This is a genomic window from Natrinema versiforme, from assembly GCF_005576615.1.
GTDB classification, from domain to species: Archaea; Halobacteriota; Halobacteria; order Halobacteriales; family Natrialbaceae; genus Natrinema; species Natrinema versiforme_A.
In genome coordinates this window covers 57,190-81,171 of sequence record NZ_CP040330.1, presented here as the reverse complement: position 1 = coordinate 81,171, position 23,982 = coordinate 57,190, and the positions used below count along the sequence as shown (strand labels likewise).

The 23,982-nt window shown below is 65.8% G+C and carries 25 protein-coding genes; 7 read left to right on the top strand and 18 right to left on the bottom strand.

What is annotated here, in order from left to right; translation table 11 throughout:
* Positions 1-53: 53 nt before the first annotated feature.
* Positions 54-1,085 (bottom strand): A24 family peptidase, encoded by a 1,032-nt coding sequence (locus FEJ81_RS00395; protein ID WP_138246682.1) that lies wholly within the window; start codon positions 1,083-1,085, stop codon positions 54-56.
* Positions 1,086-1,351: 266 nt separating this feature from the next.
* Between FEJ81_RS00395 and FEJ81_RS00390 the strand changes: the two genes are divergently transcribed.
* Positions 1,352-1,858, top strand: coding sequence for an HPP family protein (locus FEJ81_RS00390; RefSeq protein WP_138243402.1), 507 nt, complete (start codon positions 1,352-1,354; stop codon positions 1,856-1,858).
* A gap of 23 nt (positions 1,859-1,881) precedes the next feature.
* Here FEJ81_RS00390 and FEJ81_RS00385 read toward each other — a convergent pair whose 3' ends face one another.
* From FEJ81_RS00385 to FEJ81_RS00365, 5 genes are all read right to left on the bottom strand, one after another.
* The gene (locus FEJ81_RS00385; protein WP_138243401.1) at positions 1,882-2,328 is read right to left on the bottom strand and encodes a low molecular weight phosphatase family protein; all 447 of its coding nucleotides are present in this window, start codon (positions 2,326-2,328) and stop codon (positions 1,882-1,884) included.
* A gap of 19 nt (positions 2,329-2,347) precedes the next feature.
* Positions 2,348-3,508, bottom strand: a complete 1,161-nt coding sequence (gene arsB / locus FEJ81_RS00380; protein ID WP_138243400.1) for an ACR3 family arsenite efflux transporter — start codon at positions 3,506-3,508, stop codon at positions 2,348-2,350.
* Complete coding sequence (locus tag FEJ81_RS00375; RefSeq protein ID WP_138243399.1) at positions 3,501-3,896, bottom strand: ArsR/SmtB family transcription factor; 396 nt, start codon at positions 3,894-3,896, stop codon at positions 3,501-3,503. Before FEJ81_RS00375 ends, arsB begins: the two co-directional genes overlap by 8 nt.
* A 498-nt stretch (positions 3,897-4,394) precedes the next feature.
* A complete protein-coding gene (gene fer, locus FEJ81_RS00370) occupies positions 4,395-4,784 on the bottom strand; it encodes a ferredoxin Fer (RefSeq protein WP_138243398.1) in 390 nt (129 codons plus the stop codon).
* Positions 4,785-5,027: 243 nt separating this feature from the next.
* On the bottom strand, positions 5,028-6,206 hold the full coding sequence (locus FEJ81_RS00365) for an inorganic phosphate transporter (protein WP_138243397.1): 1,179 nt from the start codon (positions 6,204-6,206) through the stop codon (positions 5,028-5,030).
* Positions 6,207-6,578: 372 nt separating this feature from the next.
* Here FEJ81_RS00365 and FEJ81_RS00360 point away from each other — a divergent pair, with 372 nt between their 5' ends.
* Positions 6,579-6,896: a hypothetical protein gene (locus FEJ81_RS00360; RefSeq protein WP_138243396.1), complete on the top strand. Its 318-nt coding sequence runs from the start codon at positions 6,579-6,581 to the stop codon at positions 6,894-6,896.
* 65 nt (positions 6,897-6,961) lie between these two features.
* Here the strand turns inward: FEJ81_RS00360 and FEJ81_RS00355 are convergent, their stop codons facing one another.
* The 4 genes from FEJ81_RS00355 to FEJ81_RS00340 form a co-directional block, all read right to left on the bottom strand.
* A complete protein-coding gene (locus FEJ81_RS00355) occupies positions 6,962-8,146 on the bottom strand; it encodes an inorganic phosphate transporter (RefSeq protein WP_138243395.1) in 1,185 nt (394 codons plus the stop codon).
* A 103-nt stretch (positions 8,147-8,249) separates the two neighbouring features.
* On the bottom strand, positions 8,250-9,071 hold the full coding sequence (locus FEJ81_RS00350; RefSeq protein WP_138243394.1) for an ABC transporter permease: 822 nt from the start codon (positions 9,069-9,071) through the stop codon (positions 8,250-8,252).
* A complete protein-coding gene (locus tag FEJ81_RS00345; protein WP_138243393.1) occupies positions 9,071-9,739 on the bottom strand; it encodes an ABC transporter ATP-binding protein in 669 nt (222 codons plus the stop codon). Before FEJ81_RS00345 ends, FEJ81_RS00350 begins: the two co-directional genes overlap by 1 nt.
* Before the next feature lie 78 nt (positions 9,740-9,817).
* Entirely contained in the window at positions 9,818-11,674 is a 1,857-nt protein-coding gene (locus FEJ81_RS00340) for an SLC13 family permease (RefSeq protein WP_138243392.1), read from the bottom strand.
* Between the two features lie 63 nt (positions 11,675-11,737).
* Here FEJ81_RS00340 and hisA point away from each other — a divergent pair, with 63 nt between their 5' ends.
* Together hisA and FEJ81_RS22965 are read left to right on the top strand one after the other, a co-directional pair.
* Positions 11,738-12,547: a 1-(5-phosphoribosyl)-5-[(5-phosphoribosylamino)methylideneamino]imidazole-4-carboxamide isomerase gene (hisA, locus tag FEJ81_RS00335; protein WP_394349644.1), complete on the top strand. Its 810-nt coding sequence runs from the start codon at positions 11,738-11,740 to the stop codon at positions 12,545-12,547.
* Between the two features lie 88 nt (positions 12,548-12,635).
* A complete protein-coding gene (locus tag FEJ81_RS22965) occupies positions 12,636-12,809 on the top strand; it encodes a hypothetical protein (RefSeq protein WP_175416330.1) in 174 nt (57 codons plus the stop codon).
* 223 nt (positions 12,810-13,032) lie between these two features.
* Here FEJ81_RS22965 and FEJ81_RS00330 read toward each other — a convergent pair whose 3' ends face one another.
* Both FEJ81_RS00330 and FEJ81_RS00325 read right to left on the bottom strand, forming a co-directional pair.
* On the bottom strand, positions 13,033-14,529 hold the full coding sequence (locus tag FEJ81_RS00330; RefSeq protein ID WP_138243391.1) for a TrkH family potassium uptake protein: 1,497 nt from the start codon (positions 14,527-14,529) through the stop codon (positions 13,033-13,035).
* 107 nt (positions 14,530-14,636) lie between these two features.
* The gene (locus tag FEJ81_RS00325; protein ID WP_138243390.1) at positions 14,637-14,897 is read right to left on the bottom strand and encodes a hypothetical protein; all 261 of its coding nucleotides are present in this window, start codon (positions 14,895-14,897) and stop codon (positions 14,637-14,639) included.
* A 274-nt stretch (positions 14,898-15,171) separates the two neighbouring features.
* On the opposite strand from FEJ81_RS00325, the gene hisB reads away from it, so the two are divergent.
* Positions 15,172-15,759: an imidazoleglycerol-phosphate dehydratase HisB gene (hisB, locus tag FEJ81_RS00320; RefSeq protein WP_138243389.1), complete on the top strand. Its 588-nt coding sequence runs from the start codon at positions 15,172-15,174 to the stop codon at positions 15,757-15,759.
* A gap of 167 nt (positions 15,760-15,926) precedes the next feature.
* Here hisB and FEJ81_RS00315 read toward each other — a convergent pair whose 3' ends face one another.
* Positions 15,927-16,709 (bottom strand): hypothetical protein, encoded by a 783-nt coding sequence (locus FEJ81_RS00315; RefSeq protein WP_138243388.1) that lies wholly within the window; start codon positions 16,707-16,709, stop codon positions 15,927-15,929.
* A 145-nt stretch (positions 16,710-16,854) separates the two neighbouring features.
* On the opposite strand from FEJ81_RS00315, the gene FEJ81_RS00310 reads away from it, so the two are divergent.
* Positions 16,855-17,358, top strand: coding sequence for an amino acid-binding protein (locus FEJ81_RS00310; protein ID WP_138243387.1), 504 nt, complete (start codon positions 16,855-16,857; stop codon positions 17,356-17,358).
* Positions 17,359-17,376: 18 nt separating this feature from the next.
* On the opposite strand, the gene FEJ81_RS00305 is transcribed toward FEJ81_RS00310, so the two are convergent.
* Entirely contained in the window at positions 17,377-17,787 is a 411-nt protein-coding gene (locus FEJ81_RS00305) for a DUF7522 family protein (RefSeq protein ID WP_138243386.1), read from the bottom strand.
* Positions 17,788-17,979: 192 nt separating this feature from the next.
* On the opposite strand from FEJ81_RS00305, the gene FEJ81_RS00300 reads away from it, so the two are divergent.
* Entirely contained in the window at positions 17,980-18,597 is a 618-nt protein-coding gene (locus FEJ81_RS00300; protein ID WP_138243385.1) for an IMPACT family protein, read from the top strand.
* Between the two features lie 40 nt (positions 18,598-18,637).
* On the opposite strand, the gene FEJ81_RS00295 is transcribed toward FEJ81_RS00300, so the two are convergent.
* The 4 genes from FEJ81_RS00295 to FEJ81_RS00280 all read right to left on the bottom strand — a co-directional run bounded on the left by FEJ81_RS00295 (position 18,638) and on the right by FEJ81_RS00280 (position 23,794).
* Positions 18,638-19,519: a hypothetical protein gene (locus FEJ81_RS00295; RefSeq protein ID WP_138243384.1), complete on the bottom strand. Its 882-nt coding sequence runs from the start codon at positions 19,517-19,519 to the stop codon at positions 18,638-18,640.
* A 52-nt stretch (positions 19,520-19,571) separates the two neighbouring features.
* The gene (locus tag FEJ81_RS00290) at positions 19,572-22,274 is read right to left on the bottom strand and encodes a TRAP transporter permease (protein WP_138243383.1); all 2,703 of its coding nucleotides are present in this window, start codon (positions 22,272-22,274) and stop codon (positions 19,572-19,574) included.
* A complete protein-coding gene (locus tag FEJ81_RS00285) occupies positions 22,271-22,744 on the bottom strand; it encodes a DUF1850 domain-containing protein (RefSeq protein ID WP_324618335.1) in 474 nt (157 codons plus the stop codon). The genes FEJ81_RS00290 and FEJ81_RS00285 overlap by 4 nt, the downstream gene beginning before the upstream one ends.
* Positions 22,745-22,849: 105 nt before the next feature.
* Complete coding sequence (locus FEJ81_RS00280; protein WP_138243381.1) at positions 22,850-23,794, bottom strand: TAXI family TRAP transporter solute-binding subunit; 945 nt, start codon at positions 23,792-23,794, stop codon at positions 22,850-22,852.
* Positions 23,795-23,982: the final 188 nt, after the last annotated feature.

Below are 23,982 nucleotides of genomic sequence, written 5' to 3'. Positions count from 1 at the left end.
TTACCGCGGGCTCCGCGGATAGCTCGAACGTGAAAAGGCACGTACAGCGACTGTCAGAACAACGTTCCCAGCAGCAGGTCGCCGTAGACCAGCGCGATTACCAGTCCGGCGAACACCGGGACGAGGAACGGCGTTCCCGGCGAGATCCAGACCGTCTCCTCCTCGGCGAGCACCTCGAGGCCCTCGCGCAGCGTCTCGGGGGTCGTGCCGTAGGCCGAACCGTCGATGTCCGCGAGGAACGCGTCGGCTCCCCACGGGTCGTCGTAGTCGGCTGGTTGCGATTCCGGTTCCGACTCCGCCGCAGGGGTTTCATCGGCGGCAGCCGACTCAATCTCGCCGCCGTCGCTCCGAGGCGCATCCGCGGTCACCGCGCCATCGGTCGGCGGGTTCGGCTCAGCAGGGAGCGTGTCCGGATTCCGGTAGCGCGCGGGCACGTTGCGGACATCGGCCAGCGAGAGGCCCCGCCAGCGCAGGTACATCCGCAGTGCGTCGAGGTCGAGACCCCCTCGAGAGAGCCCCGTCGGCGTCGAGAGCAGGCGGCCGTGGGTCTCCGGAATCCGAGCCCACGAAATCGGCCAGCCGACGAACATGACCGGGGCGACCCGGCCCGCGGCGGCGTTGCGGACGGCGAGGGCAACCGGCAGCGCGACGCCCACGAGGACGGCGTTCGTCAGGATGGTAAACGAGAACGTCCCGATGTCCGTCGCCCCGGCGAGCGGGAGCGTCCGCGATCCCAGCGCGTACTCGGGGAACGTCGGAAAGAGCACGGCGAGGACGAGCAGGGCCTTCGCATCGGCCCCGCCGAAGCCGCCGACCCACCAGAACAGGTAGGCGATCGGCACGACCAACCCGAGGCTGATCGCCGTCGGAATGAGGAACTCGAAGGTCCACGCGTTCCCGCCGGCGGCCCACGCCAGTCGGGCGTCCCAGCAGAGGAGGACGGCTCCGAGGAGCGCGAGGGGGATCCAGACGGTACTCGAGACGCGCCGGGTCTCGATGTCGCGGTAGGCGACCAACGCGAAGACGGGAACGGCGACGAGTCGAAGGAGGTCCGGACCCGTCGCGACGGCACCAGCGATCGTCACGACCGTTCCTCCGAAGCGCGGTACCGTTACGTTTTCGGCCTCCCGACCCGCCGGCGTCGGCGGGTGAGCCGTGTCGGCCTCGGACTCGAGGGACTCAACGGCGGCTGACTCCCGGGAGTACCGGCGTGTCACGGGAGATACCGCTAAAAGTGAACGCTGCGACCGGTTGTGGCGGCGATCGGTCGACTTCGGGCGATTAATCGACCGAATCGGTGGAAATCGTGACAGCGAACGGCATATCAGGCCGTCCCGCCAAAGCGACGATAATGAGGGAGGGTGCGGCGTTCTCGACCCTGTACGTCGGCGTTTTACTCGCGGTTCCGGGACTGCTGGCCTGGGTGACCGGGCAGGCGTTTATCTTCCCGAGTCTCGGCCCCTCCGCTTTCCTGCTCGCGACGGTCCGTGAGGGGGAGGTGACCGCGCCTCGACGCGTGATCGGCGGTCACGTCATCGGCGTCGCGGCCGGACTGGTGGCATATCACGCTATCGCGCCCGAACTCGGCGTGAGCGTGACCACGGCCGCGCCGATGCTCGCGACTGCACAGCTCCGCTTCGTCGCCAGCGGCGTGGTCGCCGTCGTCCTCACTTCGGGCGGGATGCTCGCGACCGAGACGGTCCACCCGCCCGCCTGCGCGACGACGCTGATCGTCGCGCTCGGCCTGCTCCCCTCGCTCGCCGACGGCGCGCTGATCGTCGTCGCCGTCGTCGTCCTCGTCGGCGTCCACGAACTCGTCACTCACGACCGCTCGTTCGGCGATTACGTACCGACCTGAACCGAACGACGGGAGCGTTCGGGTTACGCGGGATCGCTGAACTCGTCGAACAGCGCCACGACCCGCCGCTCGATCTCGTCGCGGGTCTCGCGGACGTCCTCGAGGTCGCTCCCGTCGGGATCCTCGAGCGCCCAGTCGCGGATATCGACGTCGTCGCCGACCTCGCCGACGTCGAGCGTCGAACAGCCCATCGTCGCGACGGTGGCACACGACCGGAGTTCCTCGAGCGAGATCTCCCGCGGCGTTCGGTCGGTGATATCGAACCCCGCCTCGTCCATCACCTCGATCACTTCCTCGTGGACGCTGTCGGCGGGACGGGTCCCGCCGGTGCGGATTTCGACGCCGTCCTCGAGGCCGCGCCGGTCGCGTTCGCGCTCGGCGAACGCGGTGGCCATCTGGGAGCGGCCTGCATTTTGGACGCACATGAAGGCGATACGAATCGAGTCGTCTGCGGTGGGTTCCGTTGCCATGATCGTGGGTCGTGTCTCGTTAGTCGTCGGTCGGTGAGTCGGCCGTCGTCGGCTCGAGGTTGCCGGTGTCGAAGCCACGCCAGTCGAAGCGGCGCTGGAAGTACAGCGCGACGTTAACCAGCGCGAGCAACACGGGGACCTCGATGAGCGGGCCGACGACGGTCGCGAAGGCGACACCGGAACCGACGCCGAACACCGCCACGGCGACGGCGATTGCCAGTTCGAAGTTGTTCGAAGCCGCGGTGAAGCCGATCGCGGTCGTCGTCGAGTAATCGGCACCGATACCGCGACCCATCCCGAAGCTCACGAAGAACATGACGACGAAGTAGATCGTCAGCGGCACCGCGATCAGCAGGACGTCGCCCGGCGCGGCGACGATGTTCTCGCCCTGCGTGGCGAACATGACGATGACGGTAAACAGCAGGGCGACCAGCGTCAGGGGATCGATCGTCGGGATGAACGCCTCGTCGTACCACTCCTCGCCTCTCGTTCGGGTGCCGACGTAGCGAGTGAGCAATCCGCCGGCGAAGGGAATGCCGAGGAAGACGACGATGGCTCTGAAGACCTGCACGGGCGAGACGTCGAAGGTCGTGATCCCGGCGACGAGCGACTCCATGCCGAGCAGCGGCGGGAGGAAGAGGCCGAAGAACCAGACGTACACCCCGTAGGTGACGATCTGGAAGAGACTGTTGAACGCTACGAGACCGGTCACGTACTCGGTCGACCCCTCCGCGAGTTCGTTCCAGACGAGCACCATCGCGATACACCGGGCCATCCCGATGAACACGAGTCCGAGGAAGTACTCGGGGCGGGCCGGCAGGCCGGGGACGAGCCCGCTGAAGAAGAACACCGCGAGCCCGAACATCAGCGTCGGGCCGATCAGCCAGTTCTGGACGAGGCTCAGCCCGAGCACGCGCCAGTTGCTGAACACTGTCGGGAGCCGCGAGTAATCCGCCTTCGCCAACGGCGGATACATCATCGCCACGAGCCCGATCTCCACGAGGTGGAGGTCTCGGATCGGCTCGGTCACCGGCGGGACGAACGAGCCGAGGCCGACGCCGACAGCCATCGCCGCGAAGATCCACACGGTGAGATACTTGTCCAGAAAGTCCATCGAACTCGGGTCACCGCAGCTCTCGCAGCCGCAGTCCGGCCCGTGCTCGTGGGTCGCGTTACTCATGAACAGTCCCTTCGAGGACGGTCACGAGGGCGACGGCACGGTTGGTCGCCCGGTACTTCTTCCAGCGGCCGTCCTTCCGGCCGTCGACGAGTCCGGCGTCGACGAGTTGCGAGAGCGCGTGACTGAGCCCGCTCTCGGTCACGTCGACGACCGCCTGTAGCTCGCAGACACAGAGTTCCGCCTCGGCCGCGACGAGGACGCGGACGAGCGTGTACCGCGTCTCGTTTGCCAGCGCCGAGAGCACGTCGAGCTCCGTCTCGACCCGCTCCGCGCCGATCGCCGCCTCGAGCGTCTCGAGTTCACCCAGCCGCCGTTCGACGTCCTCCTCGCGACACGCGTCGAGTTCATCCTCGAGATAGCGTTGTAATCGGTCCGTGGCTTGTCCCATCAGCCTCGAGTTGAGTAGTAGTTCAATTAATATCTTCGGTCCGGTAGCGGGTTATGCCATTGAAATGGTAACCAGTGGAATATTATCGGACTATCTGGCAACCAGTCGGTCCTCGTCAATTGAGTGAATTCACAACTCTATATCGAACGAATCGACCACCCGATCCCGCGTTTGTCTCACGCGTGAGCGAACCGGTTCGGAAACAGCGAGACGGAACGGCGTTTACGGTGCGTTCGATCGACGGACCGAGGAGTCGGATTGCTGTTTCGTCGAGGGATTCCTGCCGGAACGAGACGGGGACGTGATCGCGGACGGCGACCGTCTGCACAGTGAGAACGCTGTCCGGAACGTCTCGAGGCCGTTCTCGACAGTCGCCGAGCACCGGCACCGCGGTCAGCCTCGAGAACGCGCCGGTCGCGGACACGTCAGTAACGAGAGTGAAAACGCGATCCCGAAGTCGGGATCGCCGGCAACAGCGCACGAAGCGCCGGTGTCAGTTTAAATGACGCGGTTCTGCAGGTAGTCGAGGTGCTTTGCGTTGTAGACGATCTTGACCTCGTCGGTCTCGGCCGATCCGATACAGGTCAGACGGACGTTCTTCTCCTCGACCTCCTCGTCCGAGAGGATCTGCTGCATGTCCATGTCGATCTCGCCCTCGAAGACGATCGCTGCACAGTTCGCACAGGCACCGGCGCGACACGAGAACGGCCAATCGTAGCCCTGAGCCTCGGCCGCCTCGAGGATGTATTCGCCCTCGGCGACGTCGAGCGTGCCGTAGTCCTCCTCGTCGAGGCCGGCGTCTGCGGCCTGCCCGAAGAGGTCGTCGTCGTCCATGTCCCAGCCCTGGTCGTCCAGTACTTCGTAGTTGAGGTATTCTACCGTGGGCATCACTCGGCGATTCGAGGGCCGCACTGGTATAGCTTGCTGTTCAGTCCTAAATTGTCTTTGAGCCAGAATTGGCCAATTCGAAGGAAAGAACGCGGTGATTCGTGACAAGAACGGGGATCGAACGGGAGAGGAAAAAGAAACGTCCGAACCTGTTCGACGCAGCGTCGCGTTTGTTGCCGAAGCCGAAATCGGCGGTCTCGTCGGGCTGTAGGCCAGACGCTGGCCGCTCGGTTCCAGGACTCGTTACAGCGGCACGAAGAGGAAGAACCCGTACGCCAGCCCGGCCGAGGCCGAGGGGCCGATGATCCAGAACGCGACGAACCGCGCGACGGCGTCCGGTCTGACTAGATCGTCCGCCTCGAGGACATCGTCCGGTTCTTCCTGGCCGATTTTGGGCACGTCGGGCGTCTCCTGTGTCAGGACGTTCGTCGAGAGCTCGAGCGTGTCCTCGCCGCGTGCGAGCCCGGCGATGCTGGCGGTGCGGCTGGCCCGGCCCCAGCCCAGCCCGACGATGGTCATTACGGTCGCCATCACGAGGCTGATCGGGATGCCGATCGCCGAGAGGAAGGTGGTGATCGAGGCGGCGGTGACGGCGACGATCAGCGCCGCCAGCAGCGGGAGTTCGGTGAGGTCGTTGCCGACGGCCTCCATCGTCCGGCGGGCGATCGTGAAGCCGCCGAGGCTGATCGCGAGCGCGCCGATGGCGATGCCGAGGTCCGTGCCGTCGTAGCCGCCGACGTCGAGCGCGCCGCTGCCGACCAGCGGCGCGACCGCGTTCGCGACGTTGCTCGCGCCCGCGCCGAAGGCCATGTAACACGCGATGACGACGATCAGGATCGTCGTCGTAAGCTCCTTCCCCGTCGTCCCCGGGCCCATCGCCGGGGTGGGAACGAGACCGGAGCGCTCGAGGGTGAGCAGCGGGCCCTCGGACTGGCGGATCTCGAAGTAGCGGTCGAGATGCGGGTAGACGTAGCGACCGACGATCCCGCCGATCCAGAAGGCGATGATCGGGGTGACGACCCACCACGAGACGATCCGGCCCATCACGACCATGTCCAGCGTTTCGGTCGCCAGCCCGAGGCCGGCGATCGCGCCGACCGCCGTCATCGACGTCGGAACGGGGACGCCGAAGAGGTTCGCGAGCAGCATCCCCAGCCCGATGAAAAACAGGACGACGATGCTGGCCTGCAGCGTGAAGACCTCCGCCGGGACGATGTCGCCGCCCATCGTGTCGATGACGTTCCGGCCGACGGTCCAGCCGCCGATGAAGACGAAAATCGACATGAGCGCCGCGGCCGATGTCTTGCCGATGACGCCCGCGCCGACGGCCGGACCCCACGCGATCCCAGTCGAGGAACCGCCGATGTTGAACCCGACGAAGACGGCCACGACGATCCCGACGAGGAGAATCGCGGAAACCATACCCGAAGCCATTCTACCCGCCCGAAAAGACGTTTCGGGAAGCCGATATGACTGTCATCGGCTGCGATAGATGCGGGCCGTCGGTTCTGTCGAGAAGGACCACGCTCGAGGTGAACTCGAGCGTTCCGAGCAACGCTTCCGGACGAGCGTTATTATTATCAATAATTCTAAATTTATACTGCACCCTATAATTACTGTAAATCAGACCACCTTCTGGGACACTGAACCGAGGACCGCATTTGGTACCGAATGAGTGGAAGGAACAGGAGGATGAGACCGTACAGAGAGGCGGTCAGTCGACGTAGCTATTTATTAAATTCTCTGCTGATAGAATAGAAATATTTTTCGTATCGCATTTGTAGTTCCCACATAATGTCTGATGAGAAATCAATTCGGCGTGAGGGGTGGACAGAAGTGGTTCTGTTTCTGCTAGTGACGGTCGTGATTTCCTTTGTTTGGGTTACGAACGGAATGCATGTAAGCTATCTCGCCAGTATTTTCGGTCTCGGAGTCGGTCTGTCGGTATATTTCGTCGATAGGCTGTCACTGAGACCCTTGATAGAGCTACCAGTAGTTCTGGTATTATGTATTCTGCTTTCCATGTTCGTTGTTGAGGAAGCATTAATTTCCGGGGCTGTCGCTGCATGCGTAGCCATAACTGCAGCAAAGGCATACGACGTATATCTGTAACTTTGGGTGAGAAAGGCGTCAACCGGACGATAGAGAGGCCATCGTCCAGTCGAACACCGATCCGATCAGAAGCCGAAGATCGGTACGAACCGGAACGTGAGGTAGGCCCCGATCGTCGAGATGGCCGGCACGACGTTCTGCATGAGGATCACGCGGGCCGTCGTCGAGGGGTCGAACAGGTCCGAGGCCTTCGGGATGTCCTCGACGTCCTCCTCGCCGATCTCGGGGGAGCGTTCACCCTCCTCCTCGGCGGTCAACGCGCCGACGGAGACGCGGGTCTCCTCGCCGGCGCGAACGCCCGAGAGGGTCGTCGTCCGCGTGGCTCGCCCCCAGCCCAGCCCGACGATGCTCATCGTCGCGATGACGACGAAACTCGCGGGGATCCCGATCGACGAGAGGCCGATGACGATCCCGGAACTGATGACGGCGACGACGATCGCCGCGGTCAACGGGAGGTTCGTGATGTCGTTGCCCAGCGTATCGAGGGTGCGGCGAGCGATCGTAAAGCAGCCGACCGCGACCGCCGCCGAGCCGATCAGGATCAGCGGGATCATATCGATGTCACCGGTGCCGTAGATCGGCGCGATCGCGTTGGCGATGTTACTCGTCCCCGAGGCGAAGCCCATGAGACAGCCGATCCCGACGACGACGAGCGCGCCGGTGATCTCCCGGCGGTCGGCGTCGGCGCCGAACCGGAGTCGCGGGACGACCCCGGATCGATCGATCGAGACCATCGGTCGACCGCCCTGCTTGCTTTCGATAGCGATCCAGGCGTTGATCTGTGGATAGAAGTACCGACCGACCACGCCGGCCACCCAGAACCCGAGGATCGGCGCGACGATCCACCAGACGGCGATCTCGCCGAGCTCGTTCCAGTTGAGTTCGCCGGTCGCAAAGCCCAGCGCGGCGATCGCGCCGACGGCGGTCATCGACGTCGAGGCGGGGACGCCGGCGTAGTTACCGACGAACAGCGCGCCGCCGATGAAAAAGAGCACGGCGACGTTCGAGCGCAGCGTGAAGATAGAGGTGTCGGTAACGAGTTTCTCGCCGAGCGTCATGACCACCTTCGGACCGATCGTATAGGCTCCGAGAAAGAAGAAGATCGACATCAAGCCGGCGGCCATCACCTTCGTGATCACGTTCGCACCGACGGCCGGACCGAACGCAGGACCGGTCGTCGAGCCGCCGATGTTGTAGCCGACGAAGATTGCAGTCAGAATGCCGACAATGAGCAGCGGTTCCGCGTTCACGCTCGGTAGTCACGCGATCCGATACTAAAAATACGCCTATTCGTTCCGGATCGTGAGACGAGCGCCGCGACCGGCCTCGCTCGGGTCGACGGGTTGGCGGAGTCTACGCGGATTCCCCGTCGATCCGCTTTAGCTGCTCGGCGTCGGTGAAGACGTACTTGCCGATCAGCAGGCTGCTGGTCATACTCGTCAGCCCGCCCGCGGCGAATATCATCGCCATGATGACGAACTGGTAGAGCGCGGCATACAGCGGGTTCTCGCCGCCGAGGATCATCCCCGCCATGATGCCCGGGATCCAGACCCAACCGAGGCTCTTCAGCGAGTCGATGGTCGGGATCAGCGACGCCCGAACGCCGGTCTTGATGTGTCTCGAGACGACTGCATGAGGCGGCGCGCCGAGCGCGAGGCCGGCCTCGATCTCGGTCCGGTTGTCCTCGATCTCGTTTTTGAACCGGTCCAGCGCGAGCGAGTTCGCCTTCATCGCGTTGGCGATGATCATGCTCCCGACGGGGACCAGATTGCGCACGGTAGTCTCGATCGCCCCCGCGAGTGCCATCGTGGAGATGACCAGCCCCGAGCCGACGACGATCGCGACGAACGAGACCCGGATCACTCCCGGAAGCCCCTCGCCGCGGTTCTTCGAGATCCAGGTCGCGCCGGTCATCATTCCGAGGAGGATGACGATGCTCCACACGAACTCGGCGGTGAGCAGGAGGCCGACGATCGACCCCATCGCCACGATCTGGACGAACCCGCGGACGAGCGCGACGCCGAGTTCCCGCTCGAGCGAGAGCCCGCGGAGATGCGAGAGGCCGACCACGAGCGCGGCGAGGACGGCCGCGACGGCGACCTGTCCGAGTCCCCTGCGGAGGACGGGGTCGGCAAACTGCGCGCCGAACTCGGCGGCCGACGACAGCGCCGCCATCAAGCGAGCACCTCCGCGACCGGCCCGAGGCGATCGACGCGTCCGTCGCGGAGCGACAGCACCCGGTCGGCGAGTCGCCGGGCCTGTGGCTCGTCGTGGGTGACCATCACGACGGTGAGATCGAGGTCGCGGATGAGCTCCGCGAGGAGGGTCTCGACGCGCTCCTCGGACGCGGAATCGAGGTGCGAGGTCGGCTCGTCGAGCAGAAGTACGTCGGGCTCGTTGTAGAGGGTCCGAGCGATGGCGACGCGCTGTTGCTCGCCGCCCGAGAGGTCCGCAACGTCGCGCTCGGCGTACCCCTCGAGGCCGAGGCGCTCGAGCAGTCGGCCGACGGCGGCGTCGTCGACCGGCTCGTCGCGGAGCAGGGCGCTTCGGGCGACGTTTTCCGAGACGGTTCCGGGAACCAGCGCGGGGTCCTGCGGTACGAGGCCGACTCGCTGTCGGAGCGTCTGCGGCGGGATCGACCGGTAGTCCGTCCCCTCGAGTAGCACCGTTCCCTCCGTGGGTTCGTCGAGTCGGTTGAGCAGTCGGAGCAGCGACGACTTGCCCGCGCCCGAGGGACCGACCACGACCAGCACCTCGGATTCGGCCACCGCGACGGAGACGTCGTCGACGATCCGGTCGCCGTCGACGACCCGCGTCAGGCTCCGCGTCTCGAGTATCGTCATTGTCGGTGAATCCGACGCACGTCCGGAAGTGCGGTTCGATCAACGAGCGGGAGGCGGCCGCATGGATCGGGGCGGGGCTCAGACGCCCCAGAAGAACGCGATGCCGAGGACGGTCACGATCGAGAGCACGAACTGTAGCGGCGCGCCGATCCGCGCGTAGTCGCCGAAGCGGTAGCCGCCGGGGCCGTAGACGAACAGGTTCGTCTGGTAGCCGATCGGGCCCAGAAAGGCGGTGCTCGCGGCGAAGGTCACCGCCAGCACGAACGCGAACGGGTTCGCGCCGATGCCCGCCGCGGCGGCCGCCGCGACCGGGATGAGCAGCACGACGCTCGCGTTGTTACTGATGACTTCCGTGAGCAGCCCGGTCAGGATGTAGAACAGCCACAGCACCGCGATCGGCGGCAGAAAGCCCGCCGACTGGACGACCAGCCACGCGAGGTAGCCGGCCGCGCCCGACCCCTCGAGGGCGACCCCCAGCGGGATCACCCCCGCGAGCAGGAAGATGATGTCCCACTCGACGGCGTCGTAGAGCTCGTTCGGCTCGAGGACGCCCGTGACGACCATCGCGACGACGCCGGCGAGTGCGGCGATGAGGATCGGGTAGATCTCGAGGGCGGCGACGGCGACGACGCCGAGCATGATGGCGACGGCGATCGGTGCCTTGTCGGTCCGGTAGTCGGGGCAGGGCGGTTCGCGGGCGACGATCACGTCCTCCCCGCGAGCGAGTCGGTCGAGTGTATCCGGCGGGGCCTGTACGAGCAGCGTATCGCCGACGCCGAGCCGTCGTCCGACGATGCGCTCGCCGACGAGTTCGCCGCGGCTCCGCAGTCCGAGGACGGCGGCGTCGTACTCCTCGCGGAACGCCTCGAGGTCGAGGCGCTCGCCCACGAGCCGCGAGTCGAGCGAGACGACCAGTTCCGTGAGCACGCCGTCAGAAGTCGAGAGGTCCGCCGCACCGTTCGGTCGGCCGACGGGTTCGACCCCCTCGGCGTCCTCGAGCGTCGTGATCGCGTCCCGGTCCGTCCGGACGACGAGCACGTCGCCCTCCCGAAGGGAAGTCGCCTGTCGCGGGGCGACCGAGCGCACCTCGTCGCGGACCACCTGCACGACGTCGATGTCGGGGCCGAGCATCTCGCTCGCGTCGCGGACCGTCTCGCCGACCAGCGGGGAGCCGGGGACGACGGCCACGTCGGCCACGTAATCGCCGACCGCGTAAGACTCGAGGTAGTCGGCACGCGGTGGGACCCGCTCGGGCAGGAGGTAGTGGCCGACGAAGATCAGGTACAGCGAGCCGACGACGACGACGATGGCACCGAGTTGGGTGAACTCGAACATCGAGAACCGGTGGAGTTCGGGATACTCGGAGCCGAGACGGGCACTGACATCGCTCGCGAGGATGTTCGTCGAGGTGCCGATAAGCGTGAGCATGCCGCCCATCTGCGAGGCGTAGGAAAGCGGGATGAGCAGTTTCGAGGGCGACGTGTTCCCCCTGTTCGCGACATCGGTGACGACCGGCACCAAGAGCGCGACGACCGGCGTGTTGTTCAGGAAGCCGGAGACGGGACTGGTCGCGGCGACGACCGCGAACAGCTGCTTTCGGAGGCTGTCGCCCGCGAAATCCGCCATTCGGCGCCCGAGTTCCTGGACGATCCCCGTCCGACTGATGCCGCCGCTCAGGATCAACATCGCCAGCACGGTGATCGTCGCCTCGTTCGCGAACCCGGAGATGCCCGTCTCGGGATCGACGCCGGTCCACGGCTCGAGGACGACGAGGATCACGATCAACAGGATCGCGGTCACGTCGATCGGCAGGCGCTCGGTGAGAAAGAGGACAAGCGCGACGGCGACGACGCCGAAGACGACGAGCATGTCGGTCGTCACGTCGGACTGGGTCGCGATCGCTTGCGCGAGGAAATCGCACGCCGACAGCGCCATGAGACGACCCACATCGACTGCACATGTAACAATTCTGTTGAGATAGGGGACAGTGTCGCGGCGATGTCGGTCGGCGAAACCGTCGCCTTTACTCGCGTCGGCCTCGCGGACACGGGTATGACCAGCGACGACACGAGCGGCGAGTTCGGGGCGTTCGAGGTGATTCCGGCGGTCGACATTCAAGATGGCGAAGTCGTCCAACTCGTGCAGGGAGAGCGCGGGACGGAGAAGAGCTACGGTGATCCCGTCGAGGCCGCCCAACGGTGGATCGAGGCCGGCGCGGAAACGCTCCACCTCGTCGACCTCGACGGCGCGTTCGAGGGCGAGCGGGCGAACGCCGACGCCATCGAGGCGGTGATCGACGCCGTCGACGTGCCGACGCAACTCGGCGGGGGAATCCGTACGGCCGAGGACGCCACGGACCTCCTCGAGCGCGGCGTCGACCGCGTCATCCTCGGCACTGCGGCGGTCGAGAATCCGGAGATCGTCGCGGAAATCAGTGAAACGCACCCCGACAGCGTGGTCGTCAGCCTCGACGCGAAAGACGGCGAGGTCGTCGTCGAGGGCTGGACCGAAGGCGCCGGGATTTCGCCGGTCGAGGCCGCCGAGCGATACGCGGAACTGGGGGCCGCCGCGATTCTCTTCACCAACGTCGACGTCGAGGGCCGACTCGAGGGCGTCGCGACCGATCCCGTCCGCGAACTGGTCGATGCGACCGAGATCCCCGTGATCGCCAGCGGCGGGGTGGCGACGCTCGCGGACGTGCGCGACCTCGAGGCGGCCGGCGCGGCGGCCGTCGTCGTCGGCAGCGCGCTGTACGAGGGCAACTTCACGCTCGCGGAAGCGCAGGCTGCGGTCGACGCGGGCGAGTAATCGCGCCGGTCTCCCACCGTCTCGATCCGGCGAGTCGTCCCCTCGAGTGACGATAAATTGGAGATATCGACTATCGAATCGAAAACCGATGGCCGACCGCGACTACCACTGGGCCGATCACGTCCGGATGGCTGCCGTGTTCGCCCTCCTGCCGGCGATGGTATTCGTCGGCCCGCTCGCCGCGATTCTCGGACTCGCAGTCGGACTGTTCCTCTGTCCCGACGGCGACTCGAACGACGGTGCGCTGTCCGGGACGGCATAAGCGACTGAGAACAGGCTACGTTCGGTGGCCGGGAGCACGGGTCGAGCACTGCGAGAGCCGTGCGACTCGGGGAAAGGCAGGCAGTTCACCGAAATCCGCCGTGAGCGAAGCCGCAGGCTGAGCGAGCGGGCCGACGACCGACCTGTAAGGGAGGGAGGAGTGCTTTTCATCAAAGTTTTGCCGAGTGCGGTCGCGAAGCGACCGCACGCAGCGCAAAAGTTTGTTAGGAACGCCAGAACTCCGGCGTCAACAGCACGAGAACGGGGATGATCTCGATGCGGCCGATCCACATCATGACGATCATGATCGCACGGGTCAGCGGCGAAAAGGCCAGGTAGTTGTCGAACGGGCCGGCGACGCCGAACGCGGGGCCGATGTTGAGGAAGATCGAGGCGGCCGCGCCGAGGGCGTCGAACTCGTCGACCGGGTTCCCGACGCGGGCAGCGTCGACGACGATCACGACCGTGAGCAGGAAGAAGATGACCAGCGCGAGGGTGACGTACGTGAAGACGTCGCCGATCGTCTCCTCGTCGACCACCGAGTCGTCGAGCCGGAGCGGCCGCACGGCGTTCGGATGAACGGCGGTGAACAGGGTCCGGCGGAACCCCTTCAGAATGACCAGCCAGCGGAGCGACTTGATCGAACACGTCGTCGATCCGGCCATCCCGCCGGTGAACATACAGAGGAACAGCATGTGCTTCGCGCCGGGCGACCAGAGATCGAAGTTGACCGAGGCGTAGCCCGTCGTCGTCAGCATCGAGACCACGTTGAACAGCCCGTGACGGACCGTCGGCTCGAGCCCCATCGCGAGATCGGGGTCGAGCACGAGCATGGCAACGACGATCGCCGTAATCGACGCGAGGAGGCCGGCGTAGAACCGGAATTCGTCGGACTCGAGCGGCCGGCGGATATCGCCTTGGGTCACGGCATAGAGGAGCACGAAGTTGGTCGCGCCGAGGAACATGACCGGGATCAGCGTCCACTGGACCGACGCGGAGAACGCGCCGATGCTGTCGGGTTGGGGCGAGAATCCGGCGGTGGAGACGCTGGTAAGCGCGTGCGCGACGGCGTTGTAGAGGTCCATCTCCGGCGCGAGACCGACGAGGGAGAGCGCGAAGAGCGCGAGCGTCGTGAGGACCGTCAGGCCGATGTACAACCCCCAGATAAGCCGTGCGGTCTCGTCGAGATGGGGGCGGAGCTTGTGGACGTTCTGGGTCTGCGATTCGGTCTCCATCAGCTGGGCACCGCCGACGAGCAGGTGCGAGAACAGGCCGATGGCGACGATCAGGATCCCGAGGCCGCCGAGCCACTGGAGGACCGCCCGCCAGAGCATGATCGCCCGCGAGTGTGCGCCGAAGTCCTCGATGACGGTCGCGCCCGTCGTCGTTACGCCGCTGGTGCTCTCGAAGACGGCGTTGACGGGTCGTGCGAGCACCCCGTCGCCCGCGACGAGAAACGGGATCGCGCCGACCAGCGCGACCCCGAGCCACGTCAGGGCGACCATCAGGAACGCCTCCCGTTGTTGAATCTCGCGATCGGCGGTCAGTCTCTCGAGGGCGGTCCCGAAGACGACGGTGACGACGATGGTGAGGAAAAACGGGACCGGATCGTCGCCGTCGACGAGAGCGAGGGCGAGCGGTCCACCCAGTGGGACGGCGAGCCACTTCAGGACCGTCCCGGTGAGGCTACAACTCGAGCGCCAATCGACGCGAATCGTCATCGACTGTCTGCACGTGTACTGCGAGACGGGATAACAGTTCGGAAGAAAACGGTCCGGACGGAACAGTCGAAATCCGGGGGACGGGGCTCGAATTCGACGCGGCGGACTCAGCTATCGTAGCCGTGGCCGGCGTAGAGGGCGAAGACGTTAGCCAGCAACAGGACCCCGAAGGTCAGCGTGACGGTCGGATCGCCGAGTCCCTGTGCGAGGAGGGGGAGGTGCACGAAGGGCAGAGCGATGGCGACCCAGAACGACAGGAACTGGGCAGGGCCTTTGATCGAGCGGACGACGCGGCGGGTGCGCTGGGGCTCCGTCTCAGGGCTCGACGGGGGGATCGATTCGTTCGAAACGGGGGAGGGGTTGGACATGGGATCGGGACACCTCTTCTCAACTACGACATTCACCCTACCCATCATATAATCGGCTGAAGATTGGCGTGGTTTCGGTCCGTTTCACCCCCGTAATGGGATCGAAATGACGTTTTTAAACGCCCGCAGATACCGTTAGACATTTTATAGCTCTTTGTACTCCGTTTTCGTAGTTTTTGCCCGAACGAGGCGAATTCGATGGTCGACCTCGATCATCGAATCGCTGCCGGCGGCGAGCGGAATCCCCTTGTACCGGGGGCGGCATGGGTCCAGCATGAGCGAGCGAACGGCAACGGTCACGCGCGAGACGGCCGAGACGGCAATCGAGTGTACGCTCGAGATCGACGGGAGCGGCGCGGCCGCGATCGACACCGGGATCGGCTTCTTCGATCACATGCTGACGTCGTTCGCCAAACACGGCCTGTTCGACCTCGAGGTCGACTGCGACGGCGACCTCGAGATCGACGACCACCACACGGTCGAGGATGTCGCGATCGTGCTCGGGGAGGCCGTCGACGAGGCGCTGGGCGATCGCTCGGGGATCGTCCGGTACGCGGACCGGCGGGTGCCGCTGGACGAGGCCGTCGCGGGCGCGGTCGTCGACGTGAGCGGGCGACCGCGGTTCTATTTCGACGGGGAGTTCTCGCAGGCGGAAATCGGCGAGTTCACCAGCGACATGGCGCGTCACTTCGGGGAATCGCTCGCGATGAACGCCGGTCTGACGCTGCACCTCGAGGTCGACGGTGAGAATGCCCACCACGAGGTCGAGGCGCTGTTCAAGGCGCTCGCACGAAGCCTCGACGACGCGACGCGGCTCGACGAGCGGCGGGACGGGACGCCCAGTACGAAGGGAACCCTCTAGTCGTCGACGACCGGCCACCGGTACTCGGCCGGGTCGTCGCGCGTCAGCCGTCCGGTACCGTCGTGGGCCGCGATATCGCCCTCCTCGAGCAGCCACCACAGCGCCGACGCTCCGTAGCGGACGAACCGTGCGCAGTCGGTCGCGCCGGCGGTCGGACCGGTCGCGATTCAGGGACGGCGGAGCAGTCCCCCTTTCTCGACGAACTCGCCGTCCTCGACGGCGTAGTCGACGATCGCCTCGACCTCGTGACTCTCGAGGTCGTAGGCGCCCGCGGCCAACTCTTCGACGGCGGTCCGTTTCATCGGGAACTCGCGGTTGCGAAGGAGTCGGACGACCTTGTTGTACGCCGTCGGCGGGCGATTGCTCGAGCCAGTCGACTCGGCGTCGTCCGCGGCCGCTGCGTTCGACGCGTCTCCCGTCTCCGCCGCCTCTTTCGACGTCGCTCCGTCCGCCGGTTCGTCGCCGTCTTCGCCCGCCGACCCAGCGGCGGCGTCGTCCGTTCGCTCGTCGCGTTCGAAGGTGATGCCGCCCTCGAGTCCCGGCTCTGCGTCCGATTCGGAGTCGGAATCGGGATCGGCCTCGTCGGCGGGCTGGGATGTCGTCCCGTCTTCGGACTCCGCGGGCGTCTCCGAGACGGTCGCGTTCGGGCTGGTCGTCCGCGGTCGTTTCTCCGTCGATTCGTCGGCGGTAGCGACGACGGCTCCCGAACCGTCGGTCTCGTCGTCGCCGGTCGAGTCGGGGTCGCCGTCGGCGGGTCCGGCCCCGGCCCCGCTCTCGGCCCCAGCGCGGGCGAGCAGCGGTTCGAGCAGCGTCTCGAGTCGATCTTTGCAGTCGGCACAGGGGACGACGCGGCGCTGTTCGGCCTCGGTCGGCTCGAGTTCGGGCGGGACAATCTCGAACGCGCCGACGGCCTCGGCGTCACAGAAGTCACAGCTCCGGAGTTCGCGCATAGTGTCGGCTCTCACGGGGACGGTAAAAAAGCATCCGTCAGACGGAGTGTCGCACGGATCGCTCGGGGCTGCGAGGGATCGGGGAATCGCCGCTCGAGACCGATCACCGGACATTATACCGGTGCGGCCGTACACTCGGCAACGAATGTTCGACGAGATCATGGAGAAATTCGAGGGATCGCCGAGCCAGCAGGCGGTGATCCGGCTGCTGCTCGAGCGGGGGTTCTCCGTCAACGACGACGGGCGGGTCGTCTCCGGCGGGATCGAGATCCCGAACACGGGGATCGCCCGCGAGATCGGTGTCGACCGACGGGTCGTCGACTCGACGACCGATGTCATCCTCGAGGACGACGAACTGCGCCGCATCTTCCAGAACATCTCGCAGGTGCCGAGCCTGATGGATTTAGCGCCGGTCTTGGACCTGACGGTGCTCTCGATCGAGGTGATCGACGCCGAGCGGGAAGGGATCGTCGCGCAGGTCACCGGGACGCTGGCTGATCACGGCATCTCGATCCGCCAGACGATCAGCGAGGACCCCGAGTTCACGGATGAGCCCCGGCTCTACCTGATCACCGACGAGGAACTCCCCGGCGAGACGATCACCGCGATCCGCGACCTCGAGTTCGTCCGGAAGATCGAAATCCAGTGACCGGCGTTCGGGCCGGGGTCAGTCCCCGCCCCCGTCGATGACGACGGTGTCCGCGAAGTCGTCGAGGATCGACTCGAGGGCGGTCGTGAGTTCCTCGAAGCGCTCCATGGACATGTCGTCGGTCGTCACCCAGACGCCGTGTGGGCCGCGGATGACCCGCGACAGGTAGCCGTTCTCGAACATGCGGATCGTTGCCTGATACTCGCCGAGTTGCGTGTTCCGGTAGGCCGACTGGGAGCGAAAGCCCAGCCGCTCGTGTTCGGCGAAGCCGATGAGGTCGGCGGTCTGCTCCAAGTCCGACCGCAGATACAATTGCTCGACGTCGGCCTCGGTGAAGTAGGTGATACTGCGCAGTTCGTCTCCGACCGTCGTCCGGCAAACGCTGCGGAGTTCGTCCGCCAGTTCGGCGTCGATAGTCTCGCCGTCCATGTGTGCAGATAACACATGGAACAGTAATAGCGTACGGGTCGGGGCGAAACGTCCTGCAACCGTCCCCGACGACCGAACCGCGGGGACCGACGGGCTCTTTTCGCCGGCCGAGGTAGCACCGACCATCGCTATGGCCAGCCTCGAGCACCGAGACCGGCGACACGGCCGACGAGACGCGGAGCGTGAGCGGGCGTGAGCGACGCGTACCGAACCGTCTCGGAATCCGCCACCGCCGAGTTCGTCGTCCAGGGGTCCGAGTTCCTCGGCCACGTTCGGCCCGTCGAATCAGTCGACGCCGCCGAATCGTTCGTCGAAACCGTCCGCGAGGAGTACGCCGATGCCACCCACAACGTCCCCGCCTACCGCGTGCGGACCGGCGACGACGGGACCGAGGGCCACTTCCTCCGGGAGTACTCGAGCGACGACGGCGAGCCCTCCGGCTCGGCCGGCAAGCCGGCGCTGAACGTCCTGACCCAGCAGGACCTCGAGAACTGCGCGGTCGTCGTGACCCGCTACTACGGCGGGACGAACCTCGGCGTCGGCGGCCTCGTCCGGGCGTACTCCCGCGCGGTGAAAGAGGCGGTCGAGAAAGCCGGTATCGTCGAGGAACACCCCCACGAGCAACTGCGGATCACCGTCGAGTACGACGATTCGGGGACCGTGCGGTCGATTCTAGAAAGCGAGGGCTACGAGTTCGAAGCCGACTACGCGGCCGCGGTCAGTTTCGACGTGCGTGTGCCACTCGCCGACGGCGAGGCGCTCCGGGACCGGATTCGGAGCGCGACGAGCGACCGCGCCGACCTCGAGTGAGGCGGCCGACGGCTGAAAGACGGCGGCCGCTGGCGGACCGTTACCGTGTCCAAACGCCGGGTGCGTCGTCCGGCAGGCGGCCCTCGATTTCGGTCTGAAGCGCCTCGAGGTCCTCGAGTTCGTCGCGGTCGAAGCGAACGTCGAAGAAGCCGCGATCCACCACGAGTTCGTCCTCGCGCAGCCGCACGTGCGAGATGTCGGTCCACGGGACGAGCGAGCGCGTGTACGGCCGTCGTTTGACGAGGCCGGCGTCGTAGATGCGGACTTCGGGCGCGTCGCCGAGCGATCCCACGCGCCAGCGGCCCTCGGCGAGGCCGCCACAGACCCAGAATATCGCCAGTCCGAACCACACGATCGACTGCAGCCAGTCGCCCGCGGCGGCGTTCGTCCCACCCAACAGGAGCCACATCGCGAACACGACAACATCCAGTATCGGATTGCCCGGCGGGGTCCACGGCCACGCGGCCGCGGGGTCGTCACCTGTGATCGCGTCGACGTACCGGGTCTGTGCGACCCACCCCAGCAGCGAGCCGGTGACGGCGACGGCGACCGCCACGACGAGCGCAACGGGCGCGAGCCGCGACTCGAGAACTCCGACCAGCGACGCGAGGGCTGCCGCCCCGAACGGGACGGAAAACACGACAAGCGCCGCCCGACGGCGACGGGTTCGACCGATCCGCTCCGCGAGGCCGCGGACGCGCCTCGCGATCGCGATTCCAACGAGACAGCCACTCGAGAACCCGGCGACGGCCGCACCGGGCACGAACAGTAACGGGGCGGTAGTGAGCGCGGCGACGACCGCCGCGATGCCCGCGAGGAGCGCGCCGACGTATCCACCGAACGCGAGTTGAAATGCCGCGTCCGGTCGGTCGTCGGTGCTGCCAGCGGTGTCGCTCGAGGCGATCGGCTTCCGGTCGGACACGGGTACGCGTTCGACCGCTCGTGTTAAAATAGTAACCGAATCGGAGAGCGGGTTACGCGTCCGGAGTCGGCACGGAGACGTCCGTCTCGGACCCCGTCAGTCGAGAGCGGTTGCGCTGGGACAGCGTGACGAGGATCACCAGCCCGACGGCCCGCAACAGGAGCGTGACCGTGAGACCGGTGAGGCCGACGGAGACGCCGGCCAGCGAGAGGACTGCCTCGACGATGAGCAGGGGAATCTCGGGGACCATCAGCAGGATCGACGCGATCGCGTACAGCGTGCGATTACCGGAGTCGACCGGCGAGAACTGACAGCCGATGATCGTCACGCCGAGGGCGTAGACCCCGAGGAACATCCCGAGGACCGGGACCACGACTTCGGGGAGGAAGAAGCCGAGATCCGAGACGTCGGCCCAGCCGATAACGCCCCACCCGTCGCCCGTTTCGCGGACGAGCAGGACGCCCGGCGAGAAGACGAAGGCGAAGGGGACGAGGATCTTGTTCAGCGAGAGCAGGAACGCGCTGATCGCGGTCTTGAGTTCGTCGGCCTTGGCGATGCCCGCACCGGCGAAGGCGGCGACGGCGACGGGCGGTGTCACGTCCGCCATCAGCCCGAAGTAGAGCACGAAGAGGTGGGCAGCGAGGACCGTACCGACGGCCTCCTCGATCGGCCCGCCGAGCATCGCGACCAGGATGATGTACATCGCGGTCGTGGGCATCCCCATCCCGAAGATGATCGACGCGATCCCGGTGAGGACGAGCAAGAGCAGGATCGAACCGCCGCTGACGGCCGAGATGAGCGCGGCGAGGTTCGGCCCCAGTCCGGAGACGCTGATGACGCCGGGGACGACGCCCGCCGCGGCGACCGCGATAACGACCGTCGTCGCGGTGCGTGCGCCGGACTCCATCGATTTCAGCACGAACGCGCCGAGTCGATAGCCGGTGTTCTCGGCGAGCGACGGCCGGTTGATCGCCGCCGCGGACCGCTGTGCGGACTCGTCGACCGCCTCGTCCAACTCGAGCAGCGGCGAGTCCGCGTGCGGGCGAGCGAGCAGGAAGGCGACGCTGACGAGGATCGCGATCAGCCCGAGATCCGACACCGCGGCGGTCGCTGCGGCACCGAGCGAGTACGGATCGGCCGCCGACTCGAGGCCGAGGAGGACCTGTCCCGCACTCGCGAGTCCGACTCCGTAGGTCGCGAAGGCCGCGGTTTGGGCGACGAAGAGCGCGGCGATCGATCCCAGAAGCGGGACGGCGTTCCGCTCGTTGTAGGCGGCGACGACTGCGATCAGCGCGACGATGGCGACGATCGTGTACCAGCCGGCGCGGGCGATCGAGAGGCGGGCGAAGACGAGGAAGTAGATCAGGAGCGCGATCGGCACCAGATAGAACCAGCCGGTCCGGAGCGCGTCGAGGGCGTCGGGCAGTTCCGCGCGCGGCAGTCCGCCGATACCGCCGCGGACGGCCTCGAAGTGGACCATCACCCACATCCCGAAGAAGAACGCGATGGCGGGCAGGGTCGCGGCAACGATCACGTCCGGGTACGGTGTGCCGGTGTACTCGACGATGAGGAACGCGGCCGCCCCCATCACCGGCGGCAGGATCTGCCCGCCCGACGAGGCGGAGGATTCGACGGCCCCGGAGAACTCGGGCGAGTAGCCCGACCGCTTCATCAGCGGAATCGTGAACGCGCCGGTCGTGACCGTGTTCGCGATCGACGAGCCGCTGAGCATCCCCATGAACCCGCTCGAGACGACGCTCGCCTTCGCCGGGCCGCCCTTCCGGGTCCCGGTCGCCGAGTAGGCGAGGTCGATGAACCACTTGCCGGCACCGCTCATCTCGAGGAACGCGCCGAAGAGGACGAAGATGTAGATGAACCGAACGCTGACGGTGACGGGCACGCTGAAGACGCCCGCTTCGACCGTGTACCAGAGGTTGTAGACGATGCTGCCCCACGTTTCGGGGAGGATCGAGAGCGCGCCGATCGGCGAATCGCTCGGGATGACGTATCCCCACCGGGCGTAGACGATGAACAGGCCGACTAGCGACATGAGGTGCACACCGAGGGTCCGTCTGGTCGCCTCGAGGACCAGCAGGATGCCGAGCGTCCCGAGGAGGAACGCGTAGGAGACGCTATCGAGCGGAATGCCGACCATCGTGGCGGCAGTGACCAGCGGCTCGAGCGCGGGATACATCTCGTGTATCGGGCGGGCACCGTGGATCCCGAGGATCGCGAGCCGCTGAATCTCGTCGATCTCGGTGACGATGTAGTACGTGGGAAGGACCGAGAGGACGACGAGCGCGATGTCCACCGGAGTGATCCGGTTCATCGAGGGATCGACGGCGGCCCAGCGTATCCCGTCTGCAAGTCGCGTCGCCGCTCTCGAGAGCGGGTGCTCCGGCCCGAATCTCGACCGGACGGCGGGCGGAATCCGACCGAGCCGTCTGGCGACGAACCCGTCTCCCCGGCTCCCCGGGAAGAGCAGGAACGCGAGGATCAACGCGAACGTGACGTGGATCGCGTTGACCTGTAGCTGTTGGAGCGAACCGAGGGAGAATTCGCCGACGACCGGCAGCGTCGCGCCGAACTCACGGCTGCGCGCGGCGAGCCACAGTTGAAACGCCGAAAACAGGATGCCGACCAGCGCGACGGCGACGACCGCGGGGCCCTGAAGGGTGCGGCGGCGCTCGACTTCCTGCATGATTTCTTCTTGCTCTTCTTCCGAAACCGCGTCCGTATTCGTATCAATGCTCATAGGGAGTCAGAATATCGTCCGTCGTCGAGTTTCGAATCGGCCGCCGTGAAACGGTCGGTCAGGAGGGTCGTATCGAACAGTCCGCCGTCGACGGAGATATCGACGGGCCCGTCGGACCGCTCGACCAGATCGTACCGCTCGCCGTCGATCACGAGTTCGTGACCGGCGATCGAGCCGGGCGCGACCGGGACCGCCTCGTAGGTATCGTTGCGCGTCACGACGAGTCCCTCGTCGGTCCGTTCCATCGACTCGGCGGCCGGGAGCCCCGCGCCGTGAGAATGGAACACCATCCGATCCATCCGGAGGATGTCATCCTCGACGACGTACACGTCCTCGACCGGCGTCTTTTCGACACTATGGGTGTACGCCAGCGTTACCTCGTCACCGTCGTCGACGGGGACCTCGAGCAGGCGCTCGCCCGAATCGGCATCGGTGACGACGAGCGTCTGCCCGCCCGAAGCCGATGACACGACGGCTGCCGATCCGAGGAGGGCGGCAACCACTACGAGTGCGGCGATAGCGACGGACCGTCTGGTCGGTCGTTGCATATAACTTATCGAAGGTGACCCGGTGCGTTATCCGAAGTACGCTTCGGCGCCGGGGTGGAGGTCGATCGGCATCCCCTCTTGGGCCGAGTCGGCGCTGATGAAGTCCGCCTTGTAGTTGAGATCGTCAGTGTTGTCGAAGATCGCCGCCGTCACCGTTTCGACGACATCGTCTTCGACCCCGTCGTGGGTCGCGATCATCGCCTGGACGGAGACGGTCTCGACATCGGCGTCGACGCCGTTGTAGGTGCCGGCGGGAACGGTATCGTCGGCGAACCACTCGGCCTCGGATCGAATGTCCTCTCGGAGGTCGCCCGAGATTTCGACCAGACTGATATCGTTGCTCGTCGCGAGGTCCTCGATGGAACCGACCGGCCAGCCGCCGACGACGAACGCCGCGTCGATATCGCCGTCCCGGATCTGGTCGGCCGCCGTATCGAAGTTGGCGTTTTGCTCCTCGAAGTCGTCTTCCGTGATCCCCGCGGTCTCGAGGATCTGGAGGGCGTTGACCTGCGTCCCGCTACCGGGAGCGCCGGTGTTGATCGCCGCGCCGTCGAGATCCTCGACGGACTCGATTCCCGAATCGGCCTGCGTGATGACGTGGATCGTCTCGGGGTACAGCGTCGCGACGCCGCGGATGTTATCCATCCCCTCGCCTTGGAGTTCCTCGATACCGGTTCCGTTCGTCGCGAAGTACGCGATATCGTTCTGGATCAGCGCGAAGTCGGCCTCCTCTCGGTTGAGGCTGCTGACGTTCTCGACGCTGGCCCCGGTCGACTTCACCTGCAGAGAGTAATCCGTGTTGTCCTCGAGGATATCCTTGAAATTCCCCGAAAGCGGATAGTACGTTCCGCCGGTGCCGCCGGCGTCCCACGAGAGCGTGTTACCGTCCCCACCGAGACAGCCGGCGAGGCCGGCAATCCCAGTAATACCTGCCGCCTTCACGAAAGATCGTCTGTTGAAATCATGTGACATACTCCATGCCGTAGTAACGGAACCATATATAGATTTTTGATTGTCAATCATAATTCGGATACTGCTACGGATACACACACGGTTGAGGTTGATTAGCAGATGTTCGTTCACTAGTAAATCAGTTCTCATAACCTTATATCCTTAAACGTGTATTATGGCCATGAACTGGCCGAACGTGATCGAAACGG